The following is a 13,587-nucleotide window of genomic DNA, read 5'->3' on the forward strand; positions in this document are numbered from 1 at the left end:
CCCCCCGGGGGCGGCGGGCCTCCGCGCGTCGCGGGGCCGTCGGGAGGGGTCCGCCGACGGAGGACCAACGTCCCCGGGACTCCGGTCCCAGACTTTGTGAAAAGTTTCTCGATAGCGTGTTCCACGTGAGGCCGACGGAGTCCTCCGACCCCCACCCGGACCACCATCGGGAGAATCCCGTGACCATCACGACGAGCACCGACACCGCCGCCGCGATCGACCAGCTGGTCGACGGCGCCACCAAGGCGCTGGCCGAGTACGCCCGCTTCACGCAGGAGGACGTCGACCGCCTGGTCAAGAAGGCCGCCGTCGCCGCGCTCGACCAGCACGGGCACCTCGCCGAGCTGGCCGTCGAGGAGACCGGCCGAGGCGTCTTCGAGGACAAGGCCGTCAAGAACATCTTCGCCTGCGAGCACGTGACCAACTCGATGGCGAACCTCAAGACGGTCGGCGTCATCAGCCGCGACGAGATCAACGGCATCACCGAGATCGCCGAGCCGGTCGGCGTCATCTGCGCCATGACGCCGGTGACCAACCCGACCTCCACCGCGATCTTCAAGTCGCTCATCGCGCTGAAGACTCGCAACCCGATCATCTTCGCGTTCCACCCGAACGCGCAGAAGTCGTCCGTCGCCGCGGCGAAGGTCGTGCGGGACGCCGCGGTCGCCGCGGGCGCCCCGGAGCACTGCATCCAGTGGGTCGAGGCCCCCTCGATGGAGGCGACCGGCCTGCTGATGAACCACCCCGGCGTCTCGACGATCCTCGCGACCGGCGGCAACGCGATGGTCCGCGCCGCGTACTCCTGCGGCAAGCCGGCCCTCGGCGTCGGCGCGGGCAACGTGCCGGCCTACATCGAGAAGACCGCGAAGCTGAAGCGGGCCGTCAACGACGTGGTGCTGTCCAAGTCGTTCGACAACGGCATGATCTGCGCCTCGGAGCAGGCCGTCATCCTGGACGACGCGATCTACGACGCCGCGCTCGCGGAGTTCGCCGTCCTGCACGCCTACAAGGCGTCCAAGAAGGAGAAGGCGCTGCTCGAGAAGTTCATCTTCGGCGTCGAGGCCAAGGGCAAGAACTGCGCCGACGCGAAGCTGAACCCGACGGTCGTCGGCAAGTCGCCGCAGTGGATCGCCGAGCAGGCCGGCTTCACCGTCCCCGCGGACACCTCGATCATCCTGGCCGAGGTCTCCGGCGTCGGCCCCCAGGAGCCGCTGACCCGCGAGAAGCTGTGCCCCGTCCTCGCGGTGCTGCGCGCCGGCTCGACCGAGCAGGGTATCCAGCTCGCCGAGCAGATGGTCGAGTTCGACGGCCTGGGCCACTCCGCCGCGATCCACACCCAGGACGAGGCGCTGACCGAGGAGTACGGCTCCCGCGTCAAGGCGATCCGCGTCATCGCGAACGCCCCCTCGTCGCTCGGCGGCATCGGCGACATCTACAACGCCTTCATCCCGTCGCTCACCCTGGGCTGCGGCTCGTACGGCCACAACTCGGTGTCGAACAACGTGTCGGCGATCAACCTCGTGAACGTCAAGCGCGTGGGCCGGAGGAACAACAACTTGCAGTGGTTCAAGGTCCCCGCCAAGACGTACTTCGAGCCGAACGCCATCCGGTACCTGTCCGACATGGCCGACGTCGAGCGCGTCACCATCGTCACCGACGGCACCATGACCACGCTGGGCTTCGTGGACCGCGTGCTCGACGTCCTGAACCGCCGCGCCAACAAGGTGTCGGTCCAGATCATCGACCAGGTGGAGCCCGAGCCGTCCGTCAAGACGGTCCAGGCCGGCGCCGCGCAGATGCGCCACTTCCGCCCCGACACGATCATCGCGCTGGGCGGCGGCTCGCCGATGGACGCCGCGAAGGTCATGTGGCTGCTGTACGAGCACCCGGAGATCGTGTTCTCGGACCTCAAGCAGAAGTTCTTCGACGTCCGCAAGCGCGCGTTCAAGTTCCCGACGCTGGGCGAGCTCGCCAAGCTGGTGTGCATCCCGACCACGTCGGGCACCGGCGCCGAGGTCACCCCCTTCGCCGTCATCTCGGACCCCGACGCCGGCAAGAAGTACCCGCTGGCCGACTACGCCCTGACGCCGACCGTCGCGATCATCGACCCGGTCCTCACGTCCAAGATGCCGCGCTCGCTGGCCGCCGACTCCGGCTTCGACGCCCTGACCCACGCCACCGAGGCGTTCGTCGCGGTGTACGCGAACGACTTCACCGACGGCATGGCCCTGCAGGCCATCCGCCTCATCTTCGACAACCTCGCGCAGTCGGTGAACGGCGACCCGGCCGACCCGGCGACCAAGGAGGCCCGGGAGAAGATGCACAACGCCGGCACCATCGCCGGCATGGCGTTCGGCAACGCCTTCCTCGGGATCGTGCACGCGATGGCGCACGTCATCGGCTCGACGTTCCACCTGGTCCACGGCCGGACGAACGCCACGCTGCTGCCGCACGTCATCCGGTACAACGGCCAGATCCCGACCAAGCTCACCAGCTGGCCGAAGTACGAGCACTACGTCGCCCCGGAGCGGTTCCAGCAGATCGCCCAGATGCTGGGCCTGCCCGCCGAGACCCCGGAGCAGGGCGTCGAGTCCTACGCGCTGGCGATCGAGGCGCTCCGGGCGAAGGTCGGCATCCCGGCGTCGTTCCAGGCGCAGGGCGTCGACGAGCAGGACTTCCTGTCCCGGCTCGACGAGGTCGCGATGGGCGCGTACGAGGACCAGTGCGCACCGGCCAACCCCCGGATGCCGATGCGCGCCGACATGAAGGACATCATGACCGCGGCCTACTACGGCACCTCCGTCGCTGAGGTGCGGGGCCGCCGCGAGCAGCAGCAGGGCGCGGACGTCGCGCCCGCCGGGGCGGGGGCCCCGGTCGAGGACGACGCCACGGTCGCGTCCTCCTGACCCCGTAGGGTCGGCTGCTCGCCGAGCGCCCCGTCCGCGGATCCCGCGGGCGGGGCGCTCCTCTGCGTCCGCACGGTGCCTCCGCGCGTCCGGGGCGCGCCCAGGTCCGCCTGGCACACTGGCCCTTCCCCGACGAGGAGGCCCCATGACCACCCGCCGCGCCACCCGCTCCGCCCGTGCCCTGCTCGCCGTCCCGCTGCTGGTCGGCGCGACCGCCCTGCTCGGTGCGTGCTCCGAGATCGACGAGGCGGCCGGCCAGGCCCAGTCGGCGGTCGACTCCGCCCGCGACGCCGCCGACCAGGTCCGCGAGCTCGCCGACTCCGCCCGGGAGCGCGTCGAGTCCGCCCGCACGACCGTCGACGACGTGACCGCCCGGCTGTCCGGCCTCGACGCGGAGGCGCGCGCCGCCACCGAGGACGCCCTCGGTCAGGCGTCCACCGCGATGGACGACGCCACCGCCGCGCTGGACCAGGCGCAGGCGGACGGCTCGGCCGCCGCGCAGGAGCAGCTCGACTCGGCGCGCTCCAGCCTCGACTCCGCCCGGGCGGCGCTCGACTCGGCGTCCGGCCAGGTCGACGCGACGACCGCGGACGCCCTCGACCGCCTCGCGCAGCAGGTCGAGGAGCTGAGCCAGCAGGTCGGGCAGGCCGAGCAGGGCTGAGCCCCGCCCGGCCCGCGCACCGTGGGCGAGACGGGGGGCGGCCGGTCCCGCAGAGGTCACCCGCAGGAGCGACCGCGGACCACTTCACGCGGGGGTGGATCCTGCCGATCACTGGGGTATGACCACGCAGCACCCGCGCCCCCGGACCCGGCACCACGTGCCGTGGTGGGTCGCGTGCGCGTGGGGCTCGATCGGGCTGCTCGTCGCGGGCGGGCTGGCCGCGGCCTCCGGGGTCCTGTAGCCCTCAGGCGAGGGCCTGTCTGGTTCTCAGATCGCGGAGTAGGCTCCTGACATGCGGACCGTCACAGCCACGCGCGCGTCCCGCGGGTTCTCCGACCTGCTGGACGCCGTCGAGCACGGCGAGACGATCTCCATCACGCGGGCCGGCCACGTCGTCGCCGAGATCCGCCCGGCGTCGCCCTCCACCGGACGGCGCCTGCACGAGGCCCTCGCCGGGATCCCCCCGCTGGACGACGACCTCGAGGCGGACATCGCCGCCGCGACGTCGCTGCTGACGGAGGACCCGGACCCGTGGCACGCCGGCTGATCCTGGACACGGGCGCGCTGATCGCCTTCGAGCGCGGGACGCTCGACCGGTCGGCGCTGTTCGACGACGACCTGGCGATCGCCGCCGTGACCGTCGCCGAGTTCCGCGTCGGCGTCGAGCTCGCCGACACCCCTGCCCGAGCCGCCTCCCGAGCACGCGCGCTCGCGGCGATCGTCGAGGCGACGACCGTGCTGGACTACACCGAGCGCACCGCCGTCGAGCACGCCCTGCTGCTCGCGCACGTCCGGCGCGCAGGGGTACCGCGCGGCGCCCACGACCTCATCATCGCGGCGCACGCCGCCGAGCACGGACGGGCGGTGGTCACGCTCGACCGGCGTGCCGCGTTCGACGCGCTGCCCGGGGTCGAGCTCGTCGAGCCCTGACCGTCACCGCCGACCGCACTGCGGGCAGCCCCGCGACGCGGCGGCGCCCGGGTCTACCCTCCTGGCGTCCCCTCACGACAGGACCCCCATGACCACGACCTCCCCCGCCGACCCCGCCGCCACGCCCGGCGGCCGGTGGCGCGACGTCGCCCGCGCGACCGGGCTACTCGGCGCCGACGGCGTCCCGCGCCCGACGATCTTCGCGGAGATGTCGGCGCTCGCCGCGGCGACCGGCGCCCTCAACCTCGGTCAGGGGTTCCCCGACGTCGACGGCCCGGAGTCGGTCAAGCGCGTCGCCGCCGACGCGATCGCCGCCGGGGTCAACCAGTACCCGCCCGGCCCGGGCATCCCCGAGCTGCGCCGCGCCGTCGCGGACCACCAGCGGCGGCACTACGGCCTGGAGCCGGACCCGGACACCGAGGTGCTCGTCACCACCGGTGCGACGGAGGCGCTGGCGGCGGCGGTGCTCGCGCTGACGGAGCCGGGCGACGAGGTGCTGACCCTCGAGCCGTTCTACGACTCCTACGCCGCCGTCATCGGCCTCGCGGGCGCCCGGCACACCACCGCCCCGCTCGTCGCGACCCCGGGCGGGTTCCGGCTCGACGCCGAGGCGCTGCGCGCGGCCGTCACCGACCGCACCCGGATCATCCTGCTCAACACCCCGCACAACCCGACCGGTGCCGTGCTGACCCGCGAGGAGCTCGCGGTCGTCGCCGAGGTCGCGGAGCGGCACGACTGCCTCGTGGTGACCGACGAGGTCTACGAGCACCTCACCTACGACGGCGTGCGGCACGTCCCCTTCGCGACCCTGCCGGGCGCCGCGTCGCGGACGCTCACGATCTCGTCCGCGGGGAAGACGTTCTCGTTCACCGGCTGGAAGATCGGCTGGGTCACCGGACCCGCCGCCCTGGTGGACGCCGTGCGCGCGGTGAAGCAGTTCCTCACGTACGTGTCGGGCGCACCGTTCCAGCCGGCGGTCGCGCACGCCCTCGCGCTGGAGACGCTCGGCGACGCCGCACCGGACTCCGGGTGGATCGCGGGCCTCGCCGGCTCGCTCGCCCACCGCCGGGACCTGCTGAGCGCAGGGCTGGCCGAGGCCGGCTTCGACGTCGTGCGGCCGCAGGGCACGTACTTCGTGGTGGCGGACGCCGCGCGGCTGCTGGCGGGCCCGCTCGCGGGCTCGGGCCTGACCGACGCGGCCGACCTGTGCCGGGCCCTGCCGCGGCTCGCGGGCGTGGTCGGGGTGCCCGTCACGGCGTTCACGCACGCGGGCTCGCCGGCGGACCGTGCGCTGCGCACGGCCGTGCGGTTCACGTTCGTCAAGCAGGAGGCCGTCCTGCGCGAGGCGACGTCCCGCCTGACGTCGGCCTTCGCCGCCTGACCGCTGCCCCCCGACCCCCGGCCCCCGACGCCCGAGTGGAGCGTTCGGCCGGGACACGCCGGGCGTGTCGGGCGGAACCCTCCACTGAGCGGCGGCAGCGCGAGAGGTGCCCGGGTCAGCCCGCCGGGTGGTCGCTCTCGGTCCAGCCGCCGCGGCGGTAGGCGGGGGTCGCCAGCGCGAGCACGAGCAGCGCACCGCCCGCACCCCCGAGCATCACCGTCGCCATCGCCCACGCGGACTCGCCGAGCACCCCGACGAGCGGGGCGACCACCCCGGACACGCCGGCCTGGAGCGCCCCGATGAACGCGGCCGCAGTCCCCGCGCGCTCGCCGTGCCGCGACAGCGCGATGGCCGACGCGTTCGGCGGCGTGAAGTTCACCAGCGACATGATGAGGAACAGCACGACCAGCAGCGCCGGCAGCCCGCCGGCGCCGGTGATCGCGAGGACGAGCAGCACCAGCACCAGCACGAACGACACCGGCAGCGCCACCCGGATGATCTGGATCGGGGCGTATCGGCGGACCAGCGCGGCGTTCACCTGTGCCCCGCCCACGAGCCCGATGCCGTTGACGGCGAAGATCAGCGCGAACTGGCTCGACGACAGCCCGTAGCCCTCCTGCAGCACGAACGGCGAGCCCACCACGTAGCTCATCAGCACCGCCAGCCCGAGACCCGGCAGCAGCGCCAGCGCCACGAAGTGCCGGTCGCGCAGCAGCACCCGGTACCCGGACCAGGCGCCGCGGGTCGACGCGACGCGGCGGTGCACGGGCAGCGTCTCGGGCAGCCGCAGGAACACCACCACCCACAGCACCGCGCCGTAGATCGCCAGCGCGACGAACACCGCGCGCCAGCCGAACTCGCCGGCGATCAGCCCGCCGACGCTCGGCGCGAACAGCGGCGCGACGCCGATCACGAGCATCAGCCGCGACAGCAGCCGCGAGGCGTCCGGCCCGACGAACCGGTCCCGGATCACGGCCATCGCCACCACGGACGCCGACGCGTTGAAGAACCCCTGGACCATCCGCAGCCCGATGAGCGGCAGGATCGCCGGGGCGACCGCGCAGAGCAGCGAGGTGACGATGTGCAGCGCCACGCCGACCAGGACGGGGGCGCGCCGGCCGAACCGGTCGGACATCGGGCCGATCACCAGCTGCCCCGCCGCACCGCCCACGAGCATCATCGTCATCGTCAGCTGGGCCGCCGCCGCGCTGGTGTCGAGGTCCCGTGCGACGTCGGGCAGGGACGGCAGGTAGATGTCCGTCGTGATCGCCGGGAGGGCGGTCATCACGCCGAGCAGCAGGATGTACTTGGCGTTCGGCTTGAAGGCAGGGGCCGCGACCTGACCGACGGGGACGGTCGCGCGGCCGGGTGGTGCGGGGGTCGGGTCGGCGGTGCTCATGTGGCCCGATCGTCCCATGCGGGGAGCGCCGTCGCGAATCGTTTCGATCCCGCACCGCGGCGGTCGATCCGGCCTCCGCGGCCCTCGCTCCTGACGAGCAGGTTGCGATCCGATCACGGCGTCGAAACCGCCCACGCGGCCTGACCTGCGGCCCTATCGTCGCGACCATGACCACCACGGACCCCGGCGCCGCCGGCCCGCGCCCCGCAGGAAGCCGCCGCACCCCTGCCCTGCTCGTCGCCCTCGTCGTCCTGGTGGTGCTCGTCCTGGTCGCCACGGTCCTCGTCCGTCGCGCGGGTGCAGCCGACGCCCCGGCCACCGTGCCGACCGTGTCGATCTCGACGGCCCCGAGCGCGACGCCCGGCCCGAGCCCCACGCAGGACGCGCCCGCGGCGCGACCCGACGGGACCGTCGCCCCTACCGTCGCGTGGACCCTGACCGGCGAGACCCTGCCCGGCGCGGTCCCGGGGCTGACCGACCTGACCCTCGCGGAGCCCAGCGCGTCCGGTGCGGCGAACGTGTCGGACGTCGCGGTCGTCGTGGCGTCCCGCCCGGACGGCTCGGACGACCAGGCGGCGGAGGTGCTCGGCATCGGACGCTCCGACGGGCAGGTCGTGTGGCGCCGGTCGACCCCGTCCGCCTCCCGGCACACCTGCCACGTGCTCGCGGACGGCCTCCGGGCGGCGTGCCTCAGCCAGGTGCGGTCGACCGCGACCACGCACGTGACCGTCGTCGAGTCGGCGACCGGGCGCGTGCTCGGCGAGGGCACCGTGGACGGGAACATGGAGATGGCCCTGGCGGTCGGTGACGACGTCGTCCTCGCTGGCCCGTCGCAGAGCGACGCGATCGCGCCGGTGACGATCTCCCGCGGGACGCCGGCGGACCTCACGGCGCGGTGGGCGGTCCAGGTCGAGTCGCCGGGGCTGCTCGAGTCGGACTACTTCGACAGCATCTCCGCGAACGCCGAGACGCTCGTGGTCACCGCCGGCCCGCTGGTCGTGGCCCTCGACCCCGACTCGGGCGCGACGGTCTCCACCTCCGTGGGCAGCGGTGGGGCGATGCCCTCGACCGGCTCCTGGGCGTCCTCGGCCGACGGGACCGGCACCGTCGTGCTGGCCGCGGACGGCACCGGTCGCGCCGCGCTGCCGGGCGCGCCGTGGCGGCGGGCCGTGGGCTCGACCGCCACGCGCACGGGGATCGGTGCGAGCGCCGTCGACCCCGCCACGTACGAGCCGCTCTGGACGACGGCGCTGCCGGACGGCACCCGGGTCCGGGACGCCGCGGTGACCGACGACGTGACGGTGCTCTGGCGCACGCCCGTGGTCGCGGCCACGACCGCCGTCACCTACGTGGGCCTCGACGGCGCCACGGGCGCGCCGCTCTGGGAGCACGAGGGCACCTGGGCGGGCGACCCGCGGCAGGTGGGGGACGCGCTGGTGCTGGCCGACGACGCCGCCGTGTGGGCCCTGGACACCTCCGACGGCAGCGTCCCGTGGTCGGTCGACGCCCCCGCGCCCTCCGGGTCCTTCACCAGCGACCTGCTCGGCGACGTGATGGTCGTCGACGGCCGTCCGGCTCAGGGCGCGGACCCGGGTGCCGCGGCCGCGCTCACCGGCTACCGGTTCGGGGCCGAGGTGCCGGCGGCGCGGTGACGCGGCCGGGAGCGCTGCGCCTGACCGGGCGCCCGGTCCCCGTCAGGCGCTGGTGCCGCTGACGCGGACCGGGGCCATCCGCCCGATGCCCTCCAGCTCGCGCTCCGGCAGTGGCTCCAGCACCATCCCGGGGACCTCGACGAGCAGGCGCGCAGTGGCCGGGTCGGTGAGCACGGTGCTCGGGTCGGCGATGTCCGTCAGCCGCGCGGCCACGTTCACCGACGGGCCGAACACGTCACCGAACCGGGACAGCACCCGCCCCCACACCACGCCGACCCGCACGGGCGTGACGCCGCGCGCACCCTCGGCGAGCCCGCCGGCACCCCGCTCGCGCTCGACGTCGAGGTCGCCGCCGAGCACCCGCGCCAGCTCCAGGGCGACCCGCGCGCCGGTCCGGACGTCGTCCGCGACGAACAGCACCGCGTCGCCGATCGTCTTCACCACGCGAGCACCGCCCTGCGTCACGACGTCGCGCGCGGCGGTCTCGAAGCGCTGCACGAAGTCGGACAGGTCGGTGGATCCGAGACCGGCGGTGCGCCGGGTGAACGAGACCATGTCGGCGAAGCCCACCGCGCGCGCCAGGGGCAGCGCCGCGGGGTCACCGGTGACGTCCTGCCCGGCGGCGAACTCGACGGCGTACCGCGCGGCGATCGCCGCCAGGTGCCGCCGGTAGGAGTGCAGCAGCTGCGCCTCCAGCACGGGGGCGAGGTCCGGCAGCTCGTCCAGCACGGCGCGGCGGGCGGCGGGGTCGTCGAGGCCGTGCCGGGTCGCCATGTCCTCGACCAGCGCCTCCACCTGCCACAGCGCGAGCCGGTCGCTCGTGTGCCCGAGCGCGCGGGTCAGCGAGATCATCGTGCGGCTGCCCAGCTGGTCCTCGCGGATCAGCTCCGCCGCCTTGTCGACGGCCTCGGCGTCCCGGCAGGTGAACGCCCGGTCGTCCGCGTCGGGGTGCGGCAGCCCGAGGGTCCGCCAGTACAGGCGCACGAGCTCCACGTCGAGGCCCGACCGCTCCGCGAGGTCCCGCAGGGTCAGGGTGCGGGGGCCGCCCAGCAGCACCGCGTCGAGCGCGGCCGCGGGCGCCGGGGCGAGGTCCGGCGCGCCGGCCGGACCGCTGCCGCCGACCGCCTGCACCTCGTCCTGCGCTCCGTCCGTCACTCCGCCGACCCTAGTTCACCGACCGGCCGCACGTGACGCACGTCACCGGCCAGCAGGGTCCGCTCGGCGCCCGACCCGTCCCGCACGACGAGCGCCCCGTCGCCGGCGATCCGCACCGCCGTGCCCCGGAGCTCGGCGCCGTCGGGCAGGGTCGCGCGGACCACCGCGCCGAGCGTCCGGCACGCGGCGGCGACCTCGTCGGCCAGCCCGCTCGCGGTGACGTCGCCGTCGTGCGCCCGCCACCGCTCCAGCAGCCCGGCGACCTCCCGCACGACGCCGACCAGGACGTTCGTGCGGTCCACGCCGGTCGCCCCGGCCGCCCGCAGCGACGTCGCGCTCGGCACCGGCAGCTCCGCCGGCGTCTGACCGACGTTCACGCCGATCCCGAGCACCACGACACCGTCGGGGCCCGCGCCGGGCGCCACCTCGGCGAGGATGCCGGCGGCCTTCCGCTCGCGCCCCCAGCCGGGCACGTCCCCGCCGTCGGCTGCGGGCACCAGCACGTCGTTCGGCCACTTCAGCCCGGCGTCGAGCCCGGTCGTCGCCCGCACCGCGCGCACGACGCCGAGCCCGGTCAGCAGCGGCAGCCAGCCCCAGCGGTCGCGGGGCACGCGCGGGCGCACCGCGAGGGACAGGGTCAGCGCCGCGCCGGGCGGGGTGGTCCACGTGTGCCCCGCGCGGCCCCGGCCCGCCTCCTGGTGCTCGGCGACCAGCAGCCCGCCGTCCGCCCAGCCGGCGTCGTCGCGCAGCCGCGCGAGCAGCTCCGTGCTGGTCGAGCCGGCGCGCGCGACGACCTCGCACCGGTGCAGCGGCCCCGCGGGGGCGAGCAGCGCCTCCCGGACCTCGCCGGCGCGCAGCGGCGCCCGGGCGGGGTCGGCGGGGTCGGCGGGGTCGGCGGGACGGGTGCGGTCGGTCACGCCGCCATCCTCCGCCACGCGGTTGTCGCATCCCCACGACCCGACACGCCGAGGTCCGTCGCCGTCGCCCACCGCGGCCGGGCGGGTGGCCCACTAGCCTTCCTCGGGTGACCGACTCCCCCGCGCCGCACAGCCCTGCGTCGTCGTCCGCACCCCCGCCCGCCGGCACCGCCGCCAAGGTCGCGGACCTGGCGGACCGCTACCGGCGTGCCGTCACCGACCCGGAGGCGGCCGCCGCCGAGAAGCAGCACGCGCGCGGCAAGCGCACCGCCCGCGAGCGCATCGAGTCCCTGCTGGACCCGGGCTCGTTCACGGAGCTCGACGCGTTCGTCCGGCACCGCTCCACCAACTTCGGGCTGGACCGCAAGCGCGTCCCGGGCGACGGCGTCGTCGTCGGGCACGGCACGGTCGACGGCCGGCCGGTCGCGGTGTACTCCCAGGACTTCACGGTGTTCGGCGGCAGCCTCGGCGAGGTGCACGGCCAGAAGATCACCAAGGTGATGGACCTCGCGCTGCGCACCGGGATGCCGCTCGTGGGCATCAGCGACGGCGGCGGCGCGCGCATCCAGGAGGGCGTCGCCGGCCTCACGCAGTTCGCGGAGATCTTCCGCCGGAACGTCGCCGCCTCGGGCGTCATCCCGCAGATCAGCCTCATCCTCGGCCCGTCCGCCGGCGGCGCGGTGTACTCCCCCGCGCTGACCGACTTCATCGTGATGGCCGACGGCACGTCGAACATGTTCATCACCGGCCCCGACGTGATCCGCGCGGTGACGGGCGAGGACATCGGCTTCGAGGAGCTCGGCGGCGCGACGACCCACAACACCCGGTCCGGGGTCGCGCACTACCTGGCCTCCGACGAGGACGACGCGCTGGACTACGTGCGCCAGCTGCTGTCGTACCTCCCCCAGAACAACCTCTCGGACCCGCCCGCGTACCCGCACGAGAGCGACCTCGACGTCACGGACGAGGACCTCGAGCTCGACACGCTCGTGCCGGACTCCGACAGCCAGCCGTACGACATGCGGACCGTCGTCGAGCACGTGCTGGACGACGGCGAGCTGCTCGAGGTGCAGCCGCTGTTCGCGCGCAACGTCCTGGTGGGTTTCGGCCGCGTCGAGGGCCACGCGGTCGGCGTCGTCGCGAACCAGCCGCTGACGATGGCCGGGACGCTGGACATCGACGCCGCCGAGAAGGCCGCGCGGTTCGTGCGGACCTGCGACGCGTTCGGGCTGCCGGTGCTGACCTTCGTGGACGTCCCGGGGTTCCTGCCCGGCACCGACCAGGAGTGGAACGGCATCATCCGGCGCGGCGCGAAGCTGATCTACGCCTACGCCGAGGCGACCGTCCCGCTCGTCACCGTCATCACGCGCAAGGCGTACGGTGGCGCGTACATCGTCATGGGGTCCAAGCAGCTCGGTGCCGACGTGAACCTCGCGTGGCCCACCGCCCAGATCGCGGTCATGGGCGCAGGGGGCGCCGTGAACATCCTGCAGCGCGGGGCCCTCAAGCAGGTGGCGGAGGCCGGCGGGGACGTCGACGCCGAGCGGGCCCGCCTGACCCGCGAGTACGAGGAGGCCATCGTGAACCCCTGGGACGCCGCCGACCGCGGCTACGTGGACGCGGTGATCGCGCCCGCGGAGACGCGCTCGCAGATCGCGCGCTCCCTGCGCGTGCTGCGCACCAAGCGCGCCGCGCTGCCGCCCAAGAAGCACGGGAACATCCCGCTGTGACGGGCGACGCGAACCTGCCCGGGGCCGAGGGCCACGACGGGCACGACGAGCACGACGAGCACGGGCACGGCGCGCACGACCACAGCGGCGGGGCGCACGGCTCCGAGCCGCTGCCCGGCGTCGACACCGGGGCGCTGCACGCCACGGTGGCCGAGCTCGCCGTGGCGCTGCACGAGTACGTCGACACCGCCGCCGGGGTGCGCGCGGAGTTCGGCGCGGGCGAGGCCGACGAGGACCCCCGCGTGCTCGCCCTCGAGAACCGGGTGTCGGCCCTCAACGCCCGGCTCTACGACCAGCTGCACGAGAACCTGGGCATGCACTCCGAGCTCACGGGCATGACGTGGGAGGAGGAGGCCCGCCCCGCCAGCGAGCCGCTCGCCGACGAGGACACCGACGAGTTCCACCTGGGCTTCGTCGTCAGCGTGCCGAGCGGCCCGTCCGACCAGTCGATCGACGCGGTGCTGGGCATCGTCGACAACGGCGGCGCCGAGATCGTCGAGCGGCTGCTGGACAGCGGGTTCACCGTCGAGGGCTGGGGTGCCGCCCGCGGCGCGCCGGTGTCGTTCGACGACGACGACGAGGACCAGGCGTGACCGAGCCGCGCGCGGGGGCGCCGGCGCACGTGCAGGTCGTGCGCGGCACGCCGGACGACGTCGAGCTCGCCGCCCTCGTCGCCGGGCTGGTGGCCGCCGCGGGATCGGGCGAGGACGACGGGGACGACGTCCCGGAGCCGCCCTCCGCGTGGTCCGACCGCGCGCGCACCGTGCCGGGGGCGGGAGCCACGTGGCGCACGGGCGGGGACGCCTGGCGGCACAGCCTGCGGGGCTGACCGACCTCGCGGCGGGGCGGGAATTCC

Annotated in this window: 13 protein-coding genes; 10 read left to right on the forward strand and 3 right to left on the reverse strand. The window is 74.7% G+C overall.

Translation table 11 applies throughout. The features are described 5' to 3' along the window. The first annotated feature begins 179 nt into the window (after positions 1–179). The 6 genes from adhE (at position 180) to KJP73_RS04150 (ending at position 5,878) form a co-directional block, all read left to right on the forward strand. Entirely contained in the window at positions 180–2,906 is a 2,727-nt protein-coding gene (gene adhE / locus KJP73_RS04125) for a bifunctional acetaldehyde-CoA/alcohol dehydrogenase (protein WP_213281500.1), read from the forward strand. 145 nt (positions 2,907–3,051) lie between these two features. Continuing rightward, a complete protein-coding gene (locus tag KJP73_RS04130) occupies positions 3,052–3,567 on the forward strand; it encodes a hypothetical protein (RefSeq protein ID WP_213281502.1) in 516 nt (171 codons plus the stop codon). A 118-nt stretch (positions 3,568–3,685) separates the two neighbouring features. After that, positions 3,686–3,808: a molybdopterin oxidoreductase gene (locus KJP73_RS04135; protein WP_213281504.1), complete on the forward strand. Its 123-nt coding sequence runs from the start codon at positions 3,686–3,688 to the stop codon at positions 3,806–3,808. 51 nt (positions 3,809–3,859) lie between these two features. Then, positions 3,860–4,114: a type II toxin-antitoxin system Phd/YefM family antitoxin gene (locus KJP73_RS04140; protein ID WP_213281505.1), complete on the forward strand. Its 255-nt coding sequence runs from the start codon at positions 3,860–3,862 to the stop codon at positions 4,112–4,114. Further along, on the forward strand, positions 4,099–4,497 hold the full coding sequence (locus tag KJP73_RS04145; protein WP_213281506.1) for a PIN domain-containing protein: 399 nt from the start codon (positions 4,099–4,101) through the stop codon (positions 4,495–4,497). The genes KJP73_RS04140 and KJP73_RS04145 overlap by 16 nt, the downstream gene beginning before the upstream one ends. An 88-nt stretch (positions 4,498–4,585) precedes the next feature. Continuing rightward, a complete protein-coding gene (locus tag KJP73_RS04150; protein WP_213281507.1) occupies positions 4,586–5,878 on the forward strand; it encodes an aminotransferase class I/II-fold pyridoxal phosphate-dependent enzyme in 1,293 nt (430 codons plus the stop codon). A 115-nt stretch (positions 5,879–5,993) separates the two neighbouring features. Here the strand turns inward: KJP73_RS04150 and KJP73_RS04155 are convergent, their stop codons facing one another. Further along, on the reverse strand, positions 5,994–7,277 hold the full coding sequence (locus KJP73_RS04155; protein ID WP_283770214.1) for a multidrug effflux MFS transporter: 1,284 nt from the start codon (positions 7,275–7,277) through the stop codon (positions 5,994–5,996). 167 nt (positions 7,278–7,444) lie between these two features. Here KJP73_RS04155 and KJP73_RS04160 point away from each other — a divergent pair, with 167 nt between their 5' ends. After that, positions 7,445–8,929: a PQQ-binding-like beta-propeller repeat protein gene (locus KJP73_RS04160; RefSeq protein ID WP_213281510.1), complete on the forward strand. Its 1,485-nt coding sequence runs from the start codon at positions 7,445–7,447 to the stop codon at positions 8,927–8,929. A gap of 42 nt (positions 8,930–8,971) precedes the next feature. On the opposite strand, the gene KJP73_RS04165 is transcribed toward KJP73_RS04160, so the two are convergent. Both KJP73_RS04165 and KJP73_RS04170 read right to left on the reverse strand, forming a co-directional pair. After that, the gene (locus KJP73_RS04165) at positions 8,972–10,084 is read right to left on the reverse strand and encodes an adenylate/guanylate cyclase domain-containing protein (RefSeq protein WP_213281512.1); all 1,113 of its coding nucleotides are present in this window, start codon (positions 10,082–10,084) and stop codon (positions 8,972–8,974) included. After that, positions 10,081–11,001, reverse strand: coding sequence for a biotin--[acetyl-CoA-carboxylase] ligase (locus KJP73_RS04170; protein WP_249669088.1), 921 nt, complete (start codon positions 10,999–11,001; stop codon positions 10,081–10,083). The genes KJP73_RS04165 and KJP73_RS04170 overlap by 4 nt, the downstream gene beginning before the upstream one ends. A gap of 107 nt (positions 11,002–11,108) precedes the next feature. Between KJP73_RS04170 and KJP73_RS04175 the strand changes: the two genes are divergently transcribed. Genes KJP73_RS04175 through KJP73_RS04185 form a run of 3 tightly spaced genes read left to right on the forward strand, consistent with a single transcriptional unit; the run spans position 11,109 to position 13,560 of the window. Continuing rightward, the gene (locus KJP73_RS04175; RefSeq protein ID WP_213281514.1) at positions 11,109–12,731 is read left to right on the forward strand and encodes an acyl-CoA carboxylase subunit beta; all 1,623 of its coding nucleotides are present in this window, start codon (positions 11,109–11,111) and stop codon (positions 12,729–12,731) included. Next, a complete protein-coding gene (locus KJP73_RS04180) occupies positions 12,728–13,324 on the forward strand; it encodes a hypothetical protein (RefSeq protein WP_249669089.1) in 597 nt (198 codons plus the stop codon). The genes KJP73_RS04175 and KJP73_RS04180 overlap by 4 nt, the downstream gene beginning before the upstream one ends. After that, the gene (locus tag KJP73_RS04185) at positions 13,321–13,560 is read left to right on the forward strand and encodes an acyl-CoA carboxylase epsilon subunit (RefSeq protein WP_213281515.1); all 240 of its coding nucleotides are present in this window, start codon (positions 13,321–13,323) and stop codon (positions 13,558–13,560) included. Before KJP73_RS04180 ends, KJP73_RS04185 begins: the two co-directional genes overlap by 4 nt. The last annotated feature ends 27 nt before the right edge of the window (positions 13,561–13,587 follow it).

It is taken from the genome of Cellulomonas hominis (assembly GCF_901521055.1).
Taxonomy (GTDB): Bacteria; Actinomycetota; Actinomycetes; order Actinomycetales; family Cellulomonadaceae; genus Cellulomonas; species Cellulomonas endometrii.

What these genes read in the sequence shown, in the direction of transcription:
- KJP73_RS04155 (WP_283770214.1), bottom strand. Translation starts at nt 7,277, where the DNA reads ATGAGCACCGCCGACCCGACCCCCGCACCACCCGGCCGCGCGACCGTC.
- KJP73_RS04135 (WP_213281504.1), top strand. Translation starts at nt 3,686, where the DNA reads ATGACCACGCAGCACCCGCGCCCCCGGACCCGGCACCACGTGCCGTGG.
- KJP73_RS04130 (WP_213281502.1), top strand. Translation starts at nt 3,052, where the DNA reads ATGACCACCCGCCGCGCCACCCGCTCCGCCCGTGCCCTGCTCGCCGTC.
- KJP73_RS04160 (WP_213281510.1), top strand. Translation starts at nt 7,445, where the DNA reads ATGACCACCACGGACCCCGGCGCCGCCGGCCCGCGCCCCGCAGGAAGC.
- KJP73_RS04140 (WP_213281505.1), top strand. Translation starts at nt 3,860, where the DNA reads ATGCGGACCGTCACAGCCACGCGCGCGTCCCGCGGGTTCTCCGACCTG.
- KJP73_RS04150 (WP_213281507.1), top strand. Translation starts at nt 4,586, where the DNA reads ATGACCACGACCTCCCCCGCCGACCCCGCCGCCACGCCCGGCGGCCGG.